At 72.2% G+C, this 18,556-nt stretch carries 15 protein-coding genes; 10 read left to right on the top strand and 5 right to left on the bottom strand.

Annotation, left to right across the window (positions count from 1 at the left end):
* Positions 1-193 precede the first annotated feature (193 nt).
* Positions 194-814 carry an NADPH-dependent F420 reductase gene (locus DTB53_RS31320; protein WP_012379724.1) on the top strand — a complete coding sequence of 207 codons (621 nt, stop codon included), beginning with the start codon at positions 194-196 and terminating at the stop codon, positions 812-814.
* Between the two features lie 12 nt (positions 815-826).
* On the opposite strand, the gene DTB53_RS31315 is transcribed toward DTB53_RS31320, so the two are convergent.
* Positions 827-1,438, bottom strand: coding sequence for a Uma2 family endonuclease (locus DTB53_RS31315; RefSeq protein ID WP_003967322.1), 612 nt, complete (start codon positions 1,436-1,438; stop codon positions 827-829).
* 231 nt (positions 1,439-1,669) lie between these two features.
* On the opposite strand from DTB53_RS31315, the gene DTB53_RS31310 reads away from it, so the two are divergent.
* Together DTB53_RS31310 and DTB53_RS31305 are read left to right on the top strand one after the other, a co-directional pair.
* Entirely contained in the window at positions 1,670-3,472 is a 1,803-nt protein-coding gene (locus DTB53_RS31310; RefSeq protein ID WP_012379725.1) for a PP2C family protein-serine/threonine phosphatase, read from the top strand.
* Positions 3,469-3,918 carry a response regulator gene (locus DTB53_RS31305; RefSeq protein ID WP_012379726.1) on the top strand — a complete coding sequence of 150 codons (450 nt, stop codon included), beginning with the start codon at positions 3,469-3,471 and terminating at the stop codon, positions 3,916-3,918. Before DTB53_RS31310 ends, DTB53_RS31305 begins: the two co-directional genes overlap by 4 nt.
* On the opposite strand, the gene DTB53_RS31300 is transcribed toward DTB53_RS31305, so the two are convergent.
* Positions 3,884-6,319 carry an ATP-binding protein gene (locus DTB53_RS31300; RefSeq protein WP_042496506.1) on the bottom strand — a complete coding sequence of 812 codons (2,436 nt, stop codon included), beginning with the start codon at positions 6,317-6,319 and terminating at the stop codon, positions 3,884-3,886. The two genes, DTB53_RS31305 and DTB53_RS31300, sit on opposite strands and share 35 nt — an antisense overlap.
* Before the next feature lie 185 nt (positions 6,320-6,504).
* Here DTB53_RS31300 and DTB53_RS31295 point away from each other — a divergent pair, with 185 nt between their 5' ends.
* Positions 6,505-6,858: a PRC-barrel domain-containing protein gene (locus DTB53_RS31295; RefSeq protein WP_003967326.1), complete on the top strand. Its 354-nt coding sequence runs from the start codon at positions 6,505-6,507 to the stop codon at positions 6,856-6,858.
* 86 nt (positions 6,859-6,944) lie between these two features.
* Here DTB53_RS31295 and DTB53_RS31290 read toward each other — a convergent pair whose 3' ends face one another.
* On the bottom strand, positions 6,945-7,181 hold the full coding sequence (locus DTB53_RS31290; RefSeq protein ID WP_003967327.1) for a hypothetical protein: 237 nt from the start codon (positions 7,179-7,181) through the stop codon (positions 6,945-6,947).
* On the bottom strand, positions 7,178-7,411 hold the full coding sequence (locus DTB53_RS31285; RefSeq protein ID WP_003967328.1) for a hypothetical protein: 234 nt from the start codon (positions 7,409-7,411) through the stop codon (positions 7,178-7,180). Before DTB53_RS31285 ends, DTB53_RS31290 begins: the two co-directional genes overlap by 4 nt.
* A gap of 326 nt (positions 7,412-7,737) precedes the next feature.
* On the opposite strand from DTB53_RS31285, the gene DTB53_RS31280 reads away from it, so the two are divergent.
* Entirely contained in the window at positions 7,738-8,781 is a 1,044-nt protein-coding gene (locus DTB53_RS31280; RefSeq protein WP_003967329.1) for a LacI family DNA-binding transcriptional regulator, read from the top strand.
* Positions 8,782-9,011: 230 nt separating this feature from the next.
* On the opposite strand, the gene DTB53_RS31275 is transcribed toward DTB53_RS31280, so the two are convergent.
* Complete coding sequence (locus tag DTB53_RS31275) at positions 9,012-11,834, bottom strand: glycosyl hydrolase (RefSeq protein ID WP_042498446.1); 2,823 nt, start codon at positions 11,832-11,834, stop codon at positions 9,012-9,014.
* A gap of 234 nt (positions 11,835-12,068) precedes the next feature.
* On the opposite strand from DTB53_RS31275, the gene DTB53_RS31270 reads away from it, so the two are divergent.
* The 5 genes from DTB53_RS31270 to DTB53_RS31250 all read left to right on the top strand — a co-directional run bounded on the left by DTB53_RS31270 (position 12,069) and on the right by DTB53_RS31250 (position 18,419).
* Positions 12,069-13,373, top strand: a complete 1,305-nt coding sequence (locus DTB53_RS31270; protein WP_012379731.1) for an ABC transporter substrate-binding protein — start codon at positions 12,069-12,071, stop codon at positions 13,371-13,373.
* Between the two features lie 121 nt (positions 13,374-13,494).
* Entirely contained in the window at positions 13,495-14,478 is a 984-nt protein-coding gene (locus DTB53_RS31265; protein WP_003967332.1) for a carbohydrate ABC transporter permease, read from the top strand.
* Positions 14,475-15,389, top strand: a complete 915-nt coding sequence (locus DTB53_RS31260; protein WP_003967333.1) for a carbohydrate ABC transporter permease — start codon at positions 14,475-14,477, stop codon at positions 15,387-15,389. The genes DTB53_RS31265 and DTB53_RS31260 overlap by 4 nt, the downstream gene beginning before the upstream one ends.
* A 63-nt stretch (positions 15,390-15,452) precedes the next feature.
* Positions 15,453-16,880: a GH1 family beta-glucosidase gene (locus DTB53_RS31255; protein WP_012379732.1), complete on the top strand. Its 1,428-nt coding sequence runs from the start codon at positions 15,453-15,455 to the stop codon at positions 16,878-16,880.
* Positions 16,881-17,822: 942 nt separating this feature from the next.
* Positions 17,823-18,419, top strand: coding sequence for a hypothetical protein (locus DTB53_RS31250; RefSeq protein WP_012379733.1), 597 nt, complete (start codon positions 17,823-17,825; stop codon positions 18,417-18,419).
* Positions 18,420-18,556 lie beyond the last annotated feature (137 nt).

Genomic DNA, 18,556 nt, shown 5'->3' with positions numbered 1-18,556 from the left:
ACGCCTCGGACCGGGTGCGTCCCGCGGACTACGCCTCGGACCGGGTGCGTCCCGCGGACTACGCCTCGGACCGGGTGCGTCCTGCGGACTACGCCTCGGACCGGGTGCGTCCTGCGGACTACGCCTCGGGGACGGTCCCGCCCCGGTCTCCAGCCCGATACGCCCCGGGGCCCCGCTGGTTAGCGTCTCGTTCATGCGTATAGGAATCCTCGGCACCGGAAATGTCGCCCGCGCCCTGGCCACCGGCTGGCGCGCCGCAGGGCACGACGTCCTCCTCGGATCGCGTCATCCGAAGGAGCGGACCGACCTCGGCCTGCCCGTCGCGGGCCTCGACGAGACGGCCGCCCACGCGGAGGTCCTGGTCAACGCGACGCCCGGCGGCGTCTCCGTGGACCTGCTCCGCTCGATCGGGGCCCCGGCGCTGGCCGGCACCCTGCTGATCGACGTCGGGGTCGGCCTCTCCGACGACTTCCAAGCCCTCACCCACCCCAACAGCAGCCTGGGCGAACTGATCCAGGAGGCGTTCCCCCTGACCCCCGTCGTCAAGACGCTCTGCACGATGGACTCGACCACGATGGTCGCCCCGGGCCGGCTCACGGAGCCGGGCACGGTCTTCCTCTCCGGCGACGACCCGGAGGCCAAGGCCACCACGGGCCGGCTGCTCACGGACCTCGGCTGGCCGGCCTCCTCCCACCTCGACATCGGCGGCATCGCGACCGCGCGCGGCCAGGAGCACTTCGCGTTCCTGTTCATGGGAATCGCGGGCGGGGTGAACACCCACACCTTCAACATCAAGGTGGTCACCCGGCCGTAGGCGCCCGACGGCTCACGAAGCGCCCGGGAACTCCCCCGTCGCCAGCTGTACGTCGAATGGGGACGGCACAGTCAGCGGCTTGCCGAACGGCACCGCGTCCGTGTGCTTGTAGGTGCCGTCCTCGTTCGGCTCGGTGAACAGCGTGACCATCGGCCCCCGGGTGTCGAACCGGTCGATCAGCAGATACATCGGGACGCCCGCCCGGGCATATGCCCGGTACTTCTTCGTGCGGTCCTCCCGGGCGTTGCCGCGCGAGGTGATCTCGACGACGAGCAGCGCCTCCGAGGCGTCCATCGGGTCGCTGGTCTCGGGATCGGCGGCGGCGATCAGCTCGGTGGGCATGACGACCAGATCGGGGACGTACAGCTTGCCGAGCGGCGCGATGTGGATGCCGAGGGTCTGGTAGATCTCCAGATCCTCGGGCAGCGTCGCGTAGAGCCTGCGCTGAACCCTGGCAGCGATCCCGTTGTGGTGTGCGTGCGGCGGCGGTACCAAAACGATCTGCCCCTCGTCGATCTCGGCGCGCCACCCCTCGGGCACGTCCAGCTCACGCCATGTCTGCAGGAGGTAGTCCCACGCGCGCCCATCCGATGCCTGGCCGTTCTCGACAAACGCTGCGGTCATCGCGGGTCCCTTCTTCCGTGGCCTTGCCGAGCAGGCTAGATCGGGGTTTCACGGCCGCCGGCCGTTCCCCGACAGCGTCCCACGATCGAGTGCTCGCGCGCAGGCAGCACGCCCCTACCGCCCGGTACCGCCACCCCCGCCCCAGGAATGCATTCCGGCCCTCCGGTCATACTGGCCCAGGACAGGCGACGGACATCAGGCGGCACACGAACAGCACCGGAGGGCGGGGTCATGGTCGACGACGACACGTGGTCCGGCGCGTTGCACCGGCTCTGGCAGGCCGCTTCGCGGGCGGAGGAGGTCGCCGCGCTGGCGGACGACGTCTACGCGCCGCTCCTCGCCACCCCCGGCGTCCACCTCGTCGTGGGTACCCGGTGGGACGAGGCCGTCACCCTGCGGTACATGAAGGCCCTGGGTGCGGACGGCGACGGCCCGGTGATCGTCGCGACGGCCCGGCCCATGCCGGGGGCCGCCGTGCGTGAACCCGACGGCGAACCGGTGGTCACGCAGGCCTCGGCGGACGAGCTCGACGACGCGGCGTGGCCGGAGGCGGAGTTCCTGCGGCAGTCGCCGGGGGCGTCCGTCGTGGGGTGCACCTTCCGGCTCGACCGGCGCGGCTGGGCGGGGCTCAGCGTCGCCGTGGACGCCTCGGCCGACACGGAGGTCGTCGCCCGCCGTGTGGCGCAGGCCGTCGACGTCATCGTCGCCTGCCACACCGGCATACTCCAGCGCGGCCGCGAGGCCCGCCGGGGCGCCGACGACGCCCTGCTCGCCGAGGCGTCGCTCCAGATGGACTCGTCGCTCGACATCGAGGACACCCTCAGACGGGTGGCCCGGATCGCCGTCCCGGCCGTCGCGGACGGCTGCCTCGTCCATCTGCTGCGCAAGGACGGTCCCGAGTTCGTCGCCGCCACCCACGTCGCCGTACAGCAGCAGCGCGCGCTGGAGGAGGCGGGCCGCGACGACCCGTGGCTGGCCGCCCTGCTCGCCCAGCGCGACGACGGCGACCAGGCGCTGTTCCTGAGCGGCGCCGCCCTCGAAGGGTCCCCGTTCGCCGGTCCCGGTCCCGCCGGGGGCGGCCGGCACCCCACGGTGGTCAGCGTCAGCACCCTGCACGCCCGCGGCCGCGTCGTCGGCAGCATCACCTTCGTCTACCAGCGCCCCGAGAACCGGCTGCCCGACAGCGCCTTCCTCGACAGCCTCGCCACCCGCGCCGCCCTCGCCATCGACAACGCCCTGCTGTACGAGCTGCGCCGGCACGCCGTCCTCTCCCTCCAGGAACACCTGCTCCCCTCGCGGCTCCCGGCCGCAGCGGGCTGGGACCTGTCGGCGAGTTACGAGGTCGGCGACCCGATGCTCGACGTCGGCGGCGACTTCTACGACGCCGTGCCCCGCCCCGACGGCTCCATCGCCCTGCTGATCGGCGACGTCTGCGGGCGCGGCGCGGAGGCCGCCGCCCTCACCGGCCTGGCCCGGCACACCCTGCGCACCCTCCTGGAGGAGGGCACCGACCCGGGCACCGCGCTGAGCCGCCTCAACCGGGCCCTGCGCCAGGAGGGGGCGTCCCGCTTCCTCACCGCGGTCGTCGTGACGATGGCCCCCCGGGCCGACGGCACCGTACTCCTCACCACGTGCAGCGCAGGCCACCCGCGACCGCTGGTGCTCCGCGCGGACGGCTCCATCGGCGAGGTCGTCTCGGGCGGGCTGCTCCTCGGCATCCTGGACGACGTCTCGTACGAGAGCCACGAGGACTTCCTCGCCCCGGGCGACACCCTCGTCCTGTTCACCGACGGGCTCACCGAGTCCCGGGAGGCGGACGGCACGTGCTTCGAGAGCGTCCTGCCCGGGCGCCTCTCCGACCTGCGCGGCAGCGACGCCGCCCAGGTCGCGGAGAGCCTGGCCCGGCAGGCCAGGGCCTTCCGCGCCTCCGGGCAGGACGACATCGCCCTGCTCGTGGCCCGCTGGAACGGCATCATGCCCTCCGACGGCCTGCTCCCTCTGGAAACCCTGCTCGAACAGGCGGCGTTGCGATGACCGGTGGCGGACTGATCCTCGTGGTCGAGGACTCGGAGGAGGACACCGAGGCCATCCAGCGCGCCCTGTCCCGCTCGCACCCCCTCCTGGACCTGGAGTTCGCCCCGCGCAGCGAGGACGTGCTCCCCCGGCTCCTGGACCCGGCCGCGCGCACCCCGGACCTGGTGCTCCTCGACCTCAACATGCCGGGCATCGGCGGCCTGGCGCTGCTGTCGAGCCTGCGCGCCCACACCGCGTGCGCGTCACTGACCGTGGTGGTCTTCACCTCCTCCACGGCCTCCGCCGAGGAGGACGCCTGCTACGCGGCGGGCGCGGACAGCTACATCTACAAACCCGTCAACTTCGAGCTGTTCCAGACCGTTCTGCGGGGCGCGGTCGACTTCTGGCTGCCGCGCGCGGCCGACAGTACGGTCACGGCCGCGCCTCCGGCGGCTCCTCCAGCGTGAACCAGACGGCCGTGCCGGGACCGCCACCGCAGTCGGCGTCCGGTGCGGCGGCCGGGCTCTCCAGCCACAGCCGGCCCCCGTGCCGTTCCACGATCCGCTTGACCACGGCGAGGCCGACGCCCGAACCGCCGCCCCGCTCGTCGCGGCGGTGCAGCCGACGGAACAGCTGAAGGACGTCCGCCTGCTGCCCGGGCGGGATCCCGATGCCGTTGTCCCGGACGACGAGAGCCGTCACCGTACCCCCGTCCGCCCCGCCTCCCCCGTCCTCCTCGGGAGCCCGGCCGGGCGCGGCGACCCGTACCGCTTCCACCCACACCCGCCGCTCCCCCGCACCCTCGTCCGCCGCGTACTTGGCCGCGTTCACGAGCAGGTTCTCCAGCACCTCCCGCAGCCGCTCCCGGTCCGCCCGCAGCCGGGGCAGGGCGGCCGGGCGCACCAGCGTCACCCCCTGCTCGGCCAGCCGTCCCCCGGCCACCACCAGCGCGTCGTCCAGCACCTCGTCCACCGACAACGCCTCCCGCTCCAGGCCCACCTGCCCCAGGCGCGAGAAGTGCAGCAGCGAGTCCAGCAGCCCGTCCATGCGCTCCGCGAGCCGCCGCACCGTGGTCAGCCGGCGCAGGGACGTCGCGTCCAGGACGGTCCCGGCGTCCTCGACGATGAACGCGGCGGCGTTCGAGATCCCCCGCAACGGCTCCTTGAGGTCGTGCGCCGCCGCGTGCGCGAAGGAGTCCAGGTCCTCGTTCGTCCGGGCCAGCTCCGTGTTCCGCGCCTCCAGCGCCACGACCTGGCGGGTCAGCAGCCCCGACACCTCCCGCCACAGCTCACCGGCGACCACCCGCTGGGCCGGACTCCACGGCGCGCTCCGCCCCCGTACGGTCGCCCGGTAGACCGCCGCCGAACCGCGCGGGGTCAGCCGCTCGCCCCCGGGGCCCGTACGCACCGGCCGGGACGGGTCGGCGGCCCACTCCCGGGGCGCGGGCTGCTCACGACGCCACCAGGCCAGCAGGTCGCCGTCCCGGTTGAACGGGAGGAGCAGCAGACCGGCCGGGACCCCTTCCGCCTCGGCCTCCTCCGGCTCCAGGCCCAGCACTTCGGGCAGCCGGTCGCTGCTCCACACCTCGCCGACGGACCCGTCCTGCGCGAGCCGGGCCAGCAGACCGGACAGCGCGTCCGGCAGCGGCGCCCCCGCCGTCAGCGTCTCCGTACCCCGCAGCAGCACCGCCCCGTCCGCGTCGAGCAGTTCGGCCAGGCCGGAGCCGGGCCTCATCAAGTCGTCCGGCGCCCCGGAGGTCAGCCGGGCCAGCATGGCGGCGAGCGCCCGCCGGTTCCGGGCCAGCTCGTCCGCCTCCTCGCGACCGGCGACGGCGGCCAGTTGCAGGGACAGCGCGATCCCGAAGAACTCGCACGCCCCCCGCGCCTCGGGGGACAGCCGCCTCGGCTCGTCGCCGTGGCAGGCGATCAGCCCCCACAACTCCCCTTCGTGCAGGAGCGATACGGACATGGACGACGCCACCCCGATGTTGCGCAGATACTCCAGGTGGTAGCCGGAGACCGTCCGCAGCACGGACGCGGAGAGGTCCAGCGGCTGACCGGTGTCCGCCCGCCGCTCGGGCACGAGCCCCACCGTGCGGTCGTCCACATCGCCGATGACCCGGATCCAGTTGCGGGCGTAGAGACGGCGGGCCTGCGGCGGGATGTCACTGGCCGGGAACCACAGGTCCAGCCAGGGTTCGCGCCCCTCGCTGCGGTCCTCCGCGATCACCTGTCCCGGCCCGTCACGGCCGTCGAAGCGGTACGCCACCACCCGGTCGTAGCCGGTGAGCGTACGGATCTCCCGGACGGCGGCCGCACAGCACTCGGTGACGTCGGTCGCGCCCTGGAGCTGCTGCAGGGCGCGCCGCACCCGGGGGTAGAAGTTCTGGAACACGAACGGCCCGCCCTCGGCCCGGGGCTCGAACTCCAGGACCAGCAGATCCCCGTTCCGGTGCACGGTCACGTCGAACAGCCGGGACCCGCCCTGACCCTCGTCGTCCTCGCCGTCCAGGGTCAGCGGCAGCACTCCGGAGGACGCGGGCCCCTCCTGCGGGGCGGCCGCGCCGTAGTCCGTCACGGCCTCCACGCTCTCCCGGGCCTGCGCCCACTGCTCGTCACCGATCAGCTCCGTGACCGGCCGGCCCAGCAGCTCCCCGGCCGCCCGGCCCAGCACCTCGGCCGCGTTCCGGCTGACGGTGTCCACGACGGCGTCGTCCCACCGCGCGGCGATCAGCGCCCCGTACGACTGGACACCGCCGAGCAGATGGATCGGCTCGCGCACACACTGCGACAGGTCGAACTCCTGGCTGACCCCGGCCTCGGCCGCGACCGCCCTGGGGGTGAGCCACCCTTGCACGTCGTCCGGCACCGTCTCTGCTCCGTTCCTCGGCTGCGCCCTTCTCCTTCCTACCCCCTGGAGGTCGCACCAGGTGTACGCCACCGCTCCCCGGGCACACGAAGGTCAGCGATAACAGCGTTCGGCGAACGCATCTTTCAACGCATTGCCGATCCGTCACCATGATGAACTGGGCGACCTTCACGAAAGGAGCCACAATGAGCGACTCCCTGTGGGGATATCAGCCGTCGAGCGGTCACACCGTGGGCGCCGACCTGACCGGCTATTCCGTCGAGGCCACCGACGGCGGTATCGGAAAGGTCGACAAGCACTCCGACGAGGTGGGTTCGGCGTATCTGCTCGTCGACACCGGAGTCTGGATCTTCGGCAAGGACGTCCTGCTGCCCGCGGGCACCGTGACGCGCATCGACACCGAGGACCGGAAGGTCTACGTCGACCTCACCAAGGACCAGGTCAAGGAGTCCCCGGAGTTCGACCGCCACCAGCAGGCGGACGATCCCGCCTACCACGAGCAACTGTCCGCGTACTACCTGGCGTACCGCGTCATGTGAACCGGCGTACGCCCCCCGAACGGCGGCGGGCCCGACCCCGGGAAGGGGCCGGCCCCGCCGCCTCGTGCGGGGTTCGCCGCCCGTCGTCAACGCGGCAGCTGCCCCTCCCTGTTGATCTCCGTCACCCGGGCCCGCAGCACCACACCCGGTGACGCCGGCCGCACCGCCTCCGCCGGACACTCCCACTCCGGCCCGCCGCCGGGCGGACGCAGCCGCACGTGCGGCCCGGACCGGCCCGTCACCCGGCCGACCCGCCCGTCCCGCGCGTCCACCGCGAACCCGCCCGGCTCGGGCGCACCCGCCCCGCGTACGTCACCCGTCATGACCGCTCCTTCTCCGCCAGCACCTCGCACAGCCGCAACGCGGTGTCGATGTTGCAGCGGCCCAGGTCGACCAGGGGCGCCGGTTCGTCACCCGCACACGAGACCGGATCGATCCGCAGGGACGGCAGCTTCACCCCGAACTCCGCAAGCCCTTCCTTCAACCGCTCCACGGTGTCCTCCGCCACCCGCACCCGGTCCGCCGCCGCCCTGCGCCGCTCCATCGCTTCCATGCCGCACACCTTCCACTCTGAGTGATGGCCATGCATACCCAGCGTGTCCAACGCGCAGTTGGGCCGGAAGAGGCGCGGTTCGGGCAACCGCTTCACCACTACCCACGGTTACTTTCGCCCCGCCGCCCCCGGACCCCCGCCCACCCCTTCCGCCGGCAGATCCACCGCGCCCCGCGACCCCCCGCTGGAAGCGCTCTCAGGACTGTCGGCGCCCGGCGCTAGGCTGTAGTCGATCCGGCGGCGACACCGAGCACGCGCACAGCACCCCGCGCACCCCCACGCACCAGCCCGCGTGGCGCCGCCCCCGTCGACGAGGAGCGACCGCCTTGCCCGAGCAGCCCCCCGGTTCCCGGCCCACCCTGGAGGCCGTCGCGGCACGTGCGGGGGTGTCGCGGGCCACCGCCTCGCGGGTCGTCAACGGGGGCGACGGAGTCCGCAAGCCGCTCGTGGACAAGGTGCTCCAGGCCGTCGACGAGCTGGGCTACATCCCGAACCACGCGGCCAGGACCCTGGTGACCCGGCGGACGGGTGCGGTGGCCGTCGTCATCGCGGAGCCGGAGATACGCATCTTCTCCGACCCCTTCTTCTCCCAGCAGATCCGGGGCATCAGCAAGGAGCTGACCGCCCACGACACCCAGCTCGTCCTGCTGCTGGTGGAGGGGCCCGGAGACTTCGACCGGATCGCCCGCTATCTGTCCGGCGGACACGTCGACGGGGCCCTGGCGTTCTCGCTGCACACCGATGACCCGCTGCCCGCGATCACCCGCCGGGCGGGGATTCCCACGGTGTACGGGGGCCGGCCCAGCTGGACCGCCGACCCCGGGGACCAGGCCGTCCCGTACGTGGACGCGGACAACCGGGGCGGCGCGCGGGCGGCCGTGCGGTATCTCAAGGACCTCGGCCGGGAGCGGATCGCGCACATCGGCGGGCCGCCCGACCAGACGTCGGCGATGGACCGTCTGGACGGCTACCGGGACGTCCTGCTGGACGTGGACCCGACGCTCGTCGCCGAGGGCGCGTTCACCGTGGAGAGCGGGGCCCGGGCGATGGCGGAGCTGCTGGAGCGGCGGCCCGACCTGGACGCGGTGTTCGCCGCCAACGACCTGATGGCGTCGGGGGCGTTGCGGGTGCTGCGGGAGCGGGGAGTGGCCGTGCCCGAGCAGGTGGCGATCGTCGGGTTCGACGACATGGACTCGGTGGCCGAGACCACCGATCCGCCGCTGACCACGGTCAACCAGGACATCGAGGGGCAGGGCCGGCTGATGGCCCGCCTGCTGCTGCGCGGCCTGGACCGGGACCGTACGGGCAGCGGCCCGGCGCCCGACTCGGTGATCACCCCGACGACGCTGGTGCGACGGGCCTCCGCCTGAGGGCGGCCGGGCCCGCCCGGGACCGCGCACGAGTGCGGCGGGCCTCCGCCCTGAGGAGCCGGAGACCCGCCGCACGAATCGTGCCCGCACGGTCGCGTCCTACACGTGCGTTTCCCGCCACTCCGTGCGTACGGGATCACGCGTCCCGTACGCACGGGGTGGGCACACCCCGGGCGCACGGGGTCCGCACGGCCCGCGCGCACGGGTCGGCACGCACGGATTCGCGTGTCCTACACGTACGGGATCTTCAGCACGGCCGCGTCCGTGCCGGTCTGCACCTGGGACGTGCCGTTGCCCAGCGCGTTCCAGATCTCCAGCCGGACCGTGCCGTTGCGCAGCTCGCCCAGGCTGCCGGTGGCCGTCTGCGCGCCGGCCCCCTGCGTGTACTCCTCCCAACCGCCCACCGGGTCGGTCGCGAAGTAGCGGAAGGTCTCCGCCCGGTCGAACGTGCCGTCGCCGGTCAGGTCGTAGCTGACCCGGACCTGCGGGGCGAGCCCGACCTTCGTGCCCGCGTCCACCCGGAGGCGGAAGGCGGTGGCCGCACCGGAGGCGACCTTGCCGTTGACCTTCTTCACCTCGTAGACGGTCGGCCGGTACGGGGTGCCGTCCCGGTTGACGCCGTCGGCCGAGGCGATGGTGTCCGCGCCCGCCGGGTCGGTGGTGACGGTGGTGAGGACGCCGCCGGACTTCAGGCGGAAGGTGTTCCCGGTGGACGGGCCGGGCTCCTCCGGGTCGGGGCCGGTACCGCCGGGACCCGTGCTCGTCGCCGTCGAACGGGCCGGGACCGACAGGGTCTTGCCGTCGGAGAAGGTGACCGTGCGGGCGGTGGAGCCGTGGTTGTGCGCGGTGTAGGTGCGGGTGCCGTCCTTCGAGAAGACGGCGGAGGTCGGGATGTCGCCGCTGACCGTCATGTCGGGGGCGCCCACCGCCGCGAGGGTGTTGATCCAGTGGTAGGTGTGCGCCCTGGACTCGCCCTGCTCGGGCGTGTAGTTCCCGTTCACCCCGTCCCACTTGGCCTTCGCCGCAGCCGGGTCCGACAGCGACTCGAACTCCCAGAGGAGGTCGCGCCACTCCTGCGCGGGCCCGCCGTTCTCGCGCTCCATCTCGGCGATGTTCCGCTTGATGGCCGCCTTCTCGCGGGCCAGGTGGAGGGACCCGCCGGTCACCGGGAGGACGTTGATGCCGTGGATCTCCTCCGGGTTGGCGGTCCACCAGGTGGAGTACGCGCCGCCGCTGCCCCAGACCATGCCGACCGTGTCGTGGCCGAAGGAGGCGGGGAAGACCTGCTGCGAGGCGTCGAACCAGTACTGGGTGATCGCCTCGGACTCGGTGGTCAGCAGGAAGCTGCCGAGGTCGCGGAGGCTGGTGTCGCCGGTGGCCGCGCCCCACAGGACGAGTCCCGCGCTGAGGTTGATGGACTCGGAGGAGGACTCCTGGTTGTTGCCCGCCGCGAAGCCCTGGTGGCCGGAGGCCCAGCTGTGGCCGGCGTACACGTCGAAGCCGCGCAGGAACGGGTAGGCGGAGTCGGTGCGGCTCGGGTTGGCGGTGTCGCGGATCAGGTGCTTGATCATCGTGCCCCAGGCCGGGTCGGCGGCCCAGGCCTGGTCGTACTGGGCGATGATCGCCGCCGCGTAGACGTAGTAGCTGTAGTGGAAGTGGTGGTCGTTGAGCTCGGTGTCGCTGCCGTACGAGGCCGGGTAGCCGGTGAGGGTCTTCCAGTCCTTGTCGTAGCTGAACTCACTGGCCCCGCCCGCGGTGAACCACTCCTGGAGGCGGCCCTTCATCAGGCCGAGGAGCTTGTCGCGGGTGGCCGTCTGCCCGATCTGGTCGGCGACGGGCACCAGTTGGGCGAGGCGGCCGAGCGCCTTGCCGGTCCAGTAGGTGTCCGAGGCCCCCGAGAACGGGTCGGCGGCGTTGGCGACCTCGTTGAGGTAGCCGGTCAGCCGGGCCCTGTCGACCCCGCTGGAGGCGGGCAGCGCGGGCACGACGCCGTTGTTCTTCTGGCTGGTGGTGAAGGTGGCGGACTCGCGCACCTTCATCGTGCCGCGCGGCGAGACATACGTGTACGGGGTCAGCGCGTCGGCGGTGTGCAGCCACTGGTGGCGGTAGAGGGCCTGGAGCGTGCCGCGCTCGGTGCCCTCCTTGGCCTCGGTCGTCAGGCTGTAGGTGGCCCGCACGTTGCCGCCGGTGGACTGCCAGGCCACCTGGGACCCGGTGACGAAGCTGAAGGCGTACTTGCGGTAGGTGGCGAGCGCGTCGGTGGAGGGCAGGACGGCGAGCGAGAAGTAGTCCTTCCCGCCGAGACCCGCGGTGATCGCGGTGCCCGAGACGTTCCAGTCGCTGCCGGTCGGGGCGAAGAGGGCGTAGTGGTGCCCGGCGACGGTGATGCCGAGGACGTTGCCCTGGTCGGAGAAGACCGTGGGCGTGGAGGCGGTGGTGATGCGGGCGTCGCCGCCGGAGCCCTTGGCGTACACGAAGGGCATGCCGTGGCCGATGGTGGCCCGGAAGGTGCGGGAGCCGTCGGCCCAGTAGGGCGTGACCGTCCAGTCGGACCAGGCGTCGGCCTTGGTGTCCGGTGAGTTCAGGCCGGAGAGCCCGACGGTGAGGTCGGCCTTGTGGGCGTACTCGTACTGGCGGCCGTCGCCGACGATCGCGGGCGTGGTCGGATAGCCGACCTCCAGGCCGGATGCCTTGGCCTGGTAGGTGAGCGGGTGGCCGTACATGGGCGTGCTGTACGGGTTGTCGCCGTAGCGCTGGTAGGCGAGCGAGGACCACCAGTCGTTGGTCGGGACCGGCTTGTCCCGTGCGGCGGTGGTGAGCTTGGGGGTGACGGGCGCGCCGGTGTTGGTGGTCGGGCCCGAGGTACCGGCGGGGCGGGAGTCGCTGTAGCTGCCGGCGCCGGCGGGGATGGTGGCGGCGGCAGCGGGCGATGCGGCGGGGCCCAGGCCCACGGCGGCCACGGCGATGGCCAGGAAGGTCGCCGCGGCAGGTCTGGAAGCGAGTCCGGGGACGCGTCTGGAGAGGGAGGTTCGCACGAGCAGCACCTCGATCATGGGGGGGAAGAGCGCGTTCGAGAGCGCTCTCAAGTGCCAAGGAACGTAAAACTCCTGAAACGTGAGTGTCAAGAGAACGCGCACGGACGGCAGTTGAATGGGCTCCGGCCGTAACCCCAAGCTGTTATGCGTTCGAGTCTTGACGGGGCGGGGGCGGTGGGGGACGCTCCAGACGCAGGATTTGAGAGCGCTCTCAAGGCGCTCGGTTCATCCCGAAGCCAAGGGAGGCTTCCCATGCCCATCGCCCGAGCCGCCAAGAGAGCCACCGTCCGCCTCGGCGCGGTCGTCCTCGCCGGGGCGCTCCTCGCCGCCTGTGGATCCGGCGACTCGTCGGACTCCTCCGACAGCGCCGGCGGAAAGGTCACGCTCAACGTCGACCTCTTCGGGTCCTTCGGCTTCAAGGAGGCCGGGCTGTACGAGGAGTACCAGAAGCTCAACCCGGACATCACGATCAAGCAGAGCGACACCCAGGACGAGGCGGACTACTGGAAGTCGCTCCAGACCCGCCTGGCGGGCGGCGGCGGTCTCGCGGACGTGCAGGGCGTCGAGGTGGGCCGCATCGCGTCGGTCACCCAGCAGCAGTCCGACAAGTTCCAGGACCTGAAGGAGTTCGGGGCCGACAAGCTCAAGGGCGAGTTCGCCGAGGCCAAGTGGTCGGCGGCGACCACCGAGGACGGCAAAATCCTCGGCCTCGGCACGGACGTCGGCCCCGAGGCGATGTGCTACCGCACCGACCTCTTCAAGCAGGCCGGGCTGCCCACGGACCGCGAGGAGCTCGCGAAGAAGTGGGCCACCTGGGACGGCTACCTGGAGCTGGGCAAGCAGTACAAGGAGAAGGCCCCCGCCAAGAGCGCCTGGCTGGACAGCGTCGGCTCGCTCTACGGGATCATGATCGGCCAGGAGAAGGAGCGGTACTACGACGCCTCCGGCGAGCTGATCTACGAGAAGAACCCGGCGGTCAAGGAAGCCTGGGACACCTCGGTGGCGGCGGCCGAGGCGGGCCTGAGCGCCAAGCTCGACCAGTGGACGCCCCAGTGGAACCAGGCGTTCGCCGCCGGTTCCTTCGCGACGATCCCGTGCCCCGCCTGGATGCTCGGCTACGTCAAGGGCCAGGCCGGTGACGCGGGCAAGGGCAAGTGGGACATCGCCAAGCTGCCCGGCGGCGCGGGCAACTGGGGCGGCTCCTACCTCTCCATCCCGCGCGCGGCCAAGCACAAGGAGGAGGCGTACCAGCTGATCGAGTGGCTGACCGCCCCCGAGCAGCAGGCGAAGGTCTTCCAGAAGCAGGGCAACTTCCCGTCCTCGACGGGCGCCATCGAGACGATCGCGGGCGCGAAGGACGACTACTTCTCGGGTGCGCCGATCGGCCAGATCTTCGGTGACGCGGCGAAGGAGTCCCCGGTCCAGGTGCTGGGCGTGCACGACCAGAACGTGATGCAGCAGATCACGAACGCGCTGAGCGAGGTCGAGCGCAAGGGGACGTCGTCGGACAAGGCATGGCAGACGGCGAAGAAGGGCGTGGACAACGTGCTCGGCTGACGCCGGCCACCAACACCCCGCCGCTCCTCCCCCGGCCCGGGGCCGGTCCACCGACGCGCACCGCGGTGGCCCGGCCCCACTCCCCGTAACCCATCGCCCCCCGATCCCGAAGGGCCGCACCGTGTCCCTCACCGCCACCGCGAAGGCCGGGCCCCGCCCGTCCGGAAACGGACCCGGCCCCGGCCCCGACGGCGGCCGGGCCGCCGCCCTCCGGCGCACCTGGCGCAAGGCCTCCCCGTACGCCTACATCGCCCCCTTCTTCACCCTCTTCCTGGCCTTCGGCCTCTTCCCGCTCCTCTACACGGCGTTCGTCTCGCTCTACCGGGTCGAGCTCCAGACGAGCGGCGAGATGGAGTGGCGGGGCCTCGCCAACTACACGGCGCTGTTCACCGACGAGTACTTCTGGATCTCGCTGCGCAACACGTTCACGATCGGCGTGCTGTCCACGGTCCCGCAGCTCGCGATGGCGCTCGGCCTCGCCCACCTGCTCAACTACAAGCTGCGCGGCCGGACCTTCATCCGGACGGCGATCCTGCTCCCGTACGCCACGTCCGTGGCCGCGGCCACGCTCGTCTTCGCGCAGCTTTTCGGCCGCGACTTCGGGCTGATCAACTACGTGATCGGGCTGGTCGGCTTCGATCCGGTGGACTGGCAGACCGGCACGGTCGCCTCGCAGATCGCGGTGTCGTCGATCGTGGTCTGGCGGTGGACCGGCTACAACGCGCTGATCTACCTGGCGGGCATGCAGTCGATCCCGCACGAGCTGTACGAGGCGGCGGAGATGGACGGGGCCTCGCGCTGGCGGCAGTTCCTCCATGTGACGCTGCCCGGCCTGCGCCCCACCATCGTCTTCACCGTCATCATCTCGACGATCGGCGCGACCCAGCTGTTCGGCGAGCCGCTGCTGTTCGAAGGGTCGATCTCCGGCGGCATCTCGCACCAGTACCAGACCCTCGGCCTGTACATGTACGAGCAGGGCTGGGGCTTCTTCCACCTGGGCCGGGCCGCGGCCATCGCCTGGGTGATGTTCGTCCTCATCGTGGTGCTCGTCGGGGTCAACGCCCTGCTCGTGCGCCGCCGCGCACGCAAGGAGGCCGGCCGATGACCGCGCTCGCCGCACCGCCGACCGCGCCCGAGAAGGGCGACCCGCCGCAGACCCCGCCGCCGGGCAGGCGCATCGGCAAGGGGGGCGCGGGCCGCACGATGAAGGGCGGCTGGCTCTCCTACCTGATCCTCGGCTTCGCGCTGCTGGTCTCCGCGTTCCCGTTCTACTGGACGATCGTCGCGGCCAGCCGGTCCAACGCGGACCTGGCCCAGGTGCCGCCGAGCCTGCTGCCGGGCCCGAACCTCATCAAGAACTTCGACGCGGTCCTCGAAGAGGCCGACATCGGAAAGGCCCTGCTCAACTCGCTGATCGTGTCGGGCTCGATCACGCTCGGCACGGTCCTGTGCTGCACGCTGGCCGGATTCGCCTTCGCCAAGCTGAAGTTCCGGGGCCGGGGCGCGCTGCTGACGCTCACGATCGGGACGATGATGATCCCGCCGCAGCTCGGTGTGATCCCCCTCTTCATGCTGATCGCCGAACTCCAGTGGGTGAACCAGCTCCAGGCGGTGATCCTGCCGGGCCTGGTCTCCGCCTTCGGCGTGTTCTTCATGCGCCAGTACCTGGTGCAGTCGCTGCCGGACGAGCTGATCGAGGCGGCCCGGGTCGACGGCGCCTCCACCGCGCGCATCTTCTGGTCGATCGTGATCCCGATCGCGCGGCCGGGGATGGCGGTGCTCGGGATGCTGACGTTCATGACGGCGTGGAACGACTTCTTCTGGCCGATCATCGCGCTGTCCTCGCAGGAGCCGACCGTGCAGGTCGCGCTGCGCCAGCTCGGCGGCGGTTACGTCAACGACCAGTCGGTGATCATGGCCGGCACGCTGCTCGGCACCCTGCCCGTGCTGCTCGTCTTCGGGCTGCTGGGCCGGCAGATCGTCGGCGGCATCATGCAGGGCGCGGTGAAGGGCTGACCCGAGCGCCCTCCCTGCCCGCCCCTCCCGTCCCCTCCTCCCTCACTCTGGAGTGTCCGTCTCATGACCGCTGTCGATGAAGCCCGCCCGGCGACCGCCCCAGGCCCCCGACCCGAGACCGGTACGGTGCTCCGCTTCCCGACCGGCTTCCGGTGGGGCACGGCCACCGCCGCCTACCAGATCGAGGGCGGCGCCACCGAGCACGGCCGCACGCCGTCCATCTGGGACACCTTCAGCCGGACACCCGGCAAGGTGCGCAACGGCGACACCGGTGACATCGCCGCCGACCATCTGCACCGGATGCCCGACGACGTGGCCCTGATGAAGGAACTCGGCGTCACCGACTACCGGTTCTCGGTCTCCTGGCCCCGGGTCCAGCCGACGGGCCGGGGCCCGGCGGTCGAGCGCGGCCTGGACTTCTACCGCCGCCTGGTGGACGAGCTGCTGGCGGCCGGGATCAGACCGGTCGCCACGCTCTACCACTGGGACCTGCCGCAGGAGCTGGAGGACGCGGGCGGCTGGCCGGAGCGGGACACGGCGCACCGGTTCGCGGAGTACGCGGGCCTGGTGGCCGGGGCGCTGGGCGACCGGGTGCCGACCTGGACGACGCTCAACGAGCCCTGGTGCGCGGCGTTCCTCGGGTACGGGAACGGGGTCCACGCCCCCGGCCGGACCAGCGATCCGGCGGCCCTGCGCGCCGCCCACCACCTGAACCTGGCGCACGGCGCGGGCGCGCGGGTCCTGCGCGACCGCCTCCCGGGGACGGCGGAGATCTCCCTCACCCTGAACCTCCACGCGCTGCGCCCGCTGACCGACACCGACGCGGACCGGGACGCGGTGCGCCGGATCGACGCGGTGGCGAACCGGATCTTCCTGGACCCGGTCTTCCACGGGCGGCTGCCGGAGGACCTGGTCGAGGACACGGCGGACGTGACGGACTGGTCGTTCGTCCGGGACGGCGACCTGGAGGTGACGTCGACGCCGATCGACTCGCTGGGCATCAACTACTACTCCCCCAGCGTGGTTTCGGCGGGGACGTCGGAGTCCCCGTCGCCGTGGGCGGGTGCGGAGCGGCACGTGGCGTTCACCCCGGCGGCCGGTCCGCGCACCGCGATGGACTGGCCGGTCGACGCGGACGGCCTGTACGAGTTGCTGACCCGCCTGCGCGACGAACTCCCCTCGGTGCCCGTGCTGGTGACGGAGAACGGGGCGGCGTACGACGACTACGCCGATCCGGAGGGCGAGGTCCACGACCCGGAGCGGGTGGCGTATCTGGACGCCCACCTGGCGGCGGTGCACCGGGCCATCGCGGACGGCGTCGACGTACGCGGGTACTTCCTGTGGTCGCTGCTCGACAACTTCGAGTGGGCGTACGGATACAGCAAGCGGTTCGGCATCGTGCACGTGGACTTCGCGTCCCAGCGCCGTACGGCGAAGGACAGCGCACGGTGGTACGCCGAGGCGATCGCGCGGGGCGGCCTGAAGCGCTGAACCGGAAAGCGGGGGGGGCGCGGGCCGGGGCCGGACGGCCCGCGGTCACCCGCCGCCCATCGGTCACGGCGGGCGGGGCGCGGGTCGCACGGGGGCCCGGGGCGGCATGCGCTCCGGGCCCCGACGCGTGTCCGGGGTCCGCTCGGACCACTCCCGAGCCATCCCGCCGAAGTGCCCGGCCGCACAGTACGGGCGATGAGAATTTTCTCCCGGAATCGGCCGGGCTACTTTCGGCCGGATGAATCAGCGGTGGAGTTCCCCGCTCCGACGGGTGGCCGGCGCGACGGGCGGCGGAGCACCCGCATGGCCCGAAGAGGCCCCGGGAACACGGCCCGGCCGGCGCCCCCGGAACACGACGGGGCCCCGCGCCGGGCGGAACAAGCTGCTCAGCCGAGGGGTGTGCCGGAGACGATCCGCGCCGGTGAGCCGGGGGACGGCCCGGCCGGCCGGGCCGGACCGGACCGGACCCGACCGGCGGCCCGGCCGATCTTCGGCCGCTGTGCGCGCTGCCGCTCAACGCCCGTGACCCTGATGCAACTTGGCGCGAACCGGTTGCCTCCGGCGGAGGCCGCTCCGTACACCTCTTGACCTCCGGATCACCATCCGTATGGTCTAGACCAAGCAGTGAGAGGCAGTCGGCGGTGGTGTTCACGCACCGCCCCTGCCTCGCCCACGTACTCGGCCAGGCGCGTTCGACCCCACCTTCCTCCTCCGAATCCTCCAGATCGTTCAGATCCCACAGATCCCTCAGATCCCTCAGATCCACCAGCCGAGGAGAACCCCGGGCCCCGGCGAGGGACCTGCCACCCCGTGCGCCGAAACACCTGAGCCGACGCGACAGAGCCGACGCTTCTCGCCCCAACGCCCGACAGGCGTCCGCGTACCCGCGCGGACCGCCCATGCACGCTTTCCCACCCCCACGGACACAGCGGGAGATCGCACATGAGGAGCCACACCGCAGAGCCGAGCCTTCCGCCGCCCGGCACCGCAGCCGAACCCCCGTCCCGAAAAGCCGGGTTCGCCCACGAACGCGCGGCGCCGGCCGGCGCCCGCGCTGCCCTCCAACGGCTGGCCGACCACGTCAGCGCGCACGCCCTCGCCCTGTTGAGGATGACCGTAGGAATCGTCTTCCTCGGCTTCGGCGTCCTGAAGCTGTTCCCCTCGGCCAGCCCCGCGGAACAACTGGCCGTCGACGCGGCCACGAAGATGACCCTGGGCCTCGTGCCGGAGACGGTGCTGCTGCTCTCCCTCGCGGCGTTGGAGACGGCCATCGGGATCGGCCTGATCGCGGGCGGCCGCCTGCTGCGCCCCACTCTCGTCGCGTTCTTCCTCCACATGGGCGGCGTGTTCTCGACCCTCGTCCTGCTCCCCGACGCGATGTGGCAGCCCCACTCCCCCGCACCGACCATGGAGGGGCAGTACGTCGTCAAGAACGTGGTCCTGGTGGCCGTGTGCCTGGTCGTGGCTGCCGACGCCTGGGGGAGCGGGTCCAGGAAGTCGCGACGGCGCAACGGGACCGACCTGCCCGCGTCGGACTGAGCCGCCGACAGGCCGACGGGCCCGGCGGGTCGGCAGGTCGGCAGGTCAGCAGGTCGACGGGACCCGAGAAGGCGGGGGCCCGAGGAAGCAGGGCCCCCGCCCTCGGAATGCTCCGGCCACGGCAGTGGCGGCAGCGG

It is taken from the genome of Streptomyces griseus (assembly GCF_900460065.1).
In the GTDB taxonomy this organism is placed as follows: Bacteria; Actinomycetota; Actinomycetes; order Streptomycetales; family Streptomycetaceae; genus Streptomyces; species Streptomyces griseus.
Note: the sequence above shows the minus strand (reverse complement) of the source record. Positions and strands in the feature narration are given on the sequence as shown.